Origin of the sequence: Rubritalea tangerina, from assembly GCF_042683245.1 — a bacterium.
GTDB classification, from domain to species: Bacteria; Verrucomicrobiota; Verrucomicrobiia; order Verrucomicrobiales; family Akkermansiaceae; genus Rubritalea; species Rubritalea tangerina.
The window spans coordinates 1-1,361 of record NZ_JBHUJB010000065.1; the positions used below are offsets into that span (position 1 = coordinate 1).

A 1,361-nucleotide genomic window follows, 5' to 3' on the forward strand; every position below is an offset into this window, starting at 1 on the left:
CTGCACTGAGTAATCTAGTTGAGCACTCTGCAACAGGATATCTCCAGTAGAACGTAAAGCACACCGCACCGCTGACGGGGATGTACTGTGATTTATTGTTTACGGATGGTGGGTTGGGAAAGGGGAGCGAAGCTCAACCGCGGTCAGCGGTTGGGTGCAGCGTCTTGTTCTACGACCTGATGCACGCGATGGTTTCCAACTGGATGGAAGGTCATACTTAGAAGTGGATCTTAATTTTCTAAAGCTTTGTAGCAAGGTCGTTCTATGACAGGTCATTTAGATTTATGTACCGGCGTCGAGGATCTCTCGAAACGGTGGAAACCTAAAAACTGATTTGCCTCATCGCATGGAAGGCCGAGAGTTCTGGAATTCTTACCCAGCTTTTGGAACTAGGAATAATGTTCATTAAGTTCACGATGATGAAACTCCAGAGTCCCGAATACACAGCCTCAGTGAATGCGTCGTAACTGTTAAGCCTGAGAGTTAGAAAAAGGTTTTCTAAGTTGTGTCTTCTGTACCGAAATAGCCAGCGGAGCACTCTGCAACGGGATATCTCCAGTAGAACGTAAAGCACACCACACCGCTGACGGGGATGTACTGAGATTTATTGTTTACGGATAGAGGATTGGAAATGGTGAGCGGAGCTCAACCGCGGTCAGCGGTTGGGTGCAGCGTCTTGTTCTGCAAAGTTAATCATTTGCGGTGCATTTGTATTTCCTTGTTTTGTTGTTTAAACGATTTGAGCGATTCAAAGGGATGTAGACTCAGTTTTATGCTATCTAATATTTCAGCAATCAATTCCAAATCAGTTCCATATAGGTTGTCATGCCTCACACTTTGCGATGGAAGCATCTTCACTCGACCGCATGTAAGACAGATTTCGATAGCAGAGACTGGTTTTCCGTAGTGATCATAAAATACAAAAATATGATGGGGGTCATAGCAGTCCATCACCAAGTTTTTCTTGGTTTGCTCCGATATCGCGCCAATAAAACGGGCGGTAGTTTCCTTATCCAGTATCTTTTGAGCTGTGGTTCTGGAAATCAAGGATGCGACATCTACGATATGACCTCGTCTAAGGATATTATTTGGAATCCAAGTCTCACTGTCACCGCTAAATGGATCATCAGATGAAGGTGGATTTGGCCTTTGCTCTCTTTGATCAGCATCCCTAAGCACGTAGGCTACACAAAAAGCCCAATCGGGCATGTTAAGCTTACGTTTATTGTTAGCTTCTATTGGTAAGATTGAAGCAATGAGTAGCGTGAATACAGTAAGGAAGCGCATTTTTTAGCAGAACGTAAAGCACACCGCACCGCTGACGGGAATGTACTGTGATTTATTGTTTACGGATAGAGGGT

General features: G+C 44.5%; 1 protein-coding gene. It reads right to left on the bottom strand.

All coding sequences use genetic code 11. The features are described from left to right. Positions 1-693 precede the first annotated feature (693 nt). A complete protein-coding gene (locus ACFSW8_RS14125) occupies positions 694-1,287 on the bottom strand; it encodes a hypothetical protein (RefSeq protein ID WP_377178560.1) in 594 nt (197 codons plus the stop codon). Between the last annotated feature and the right edge of the window lie 74 nt (positions 1,288-1,361).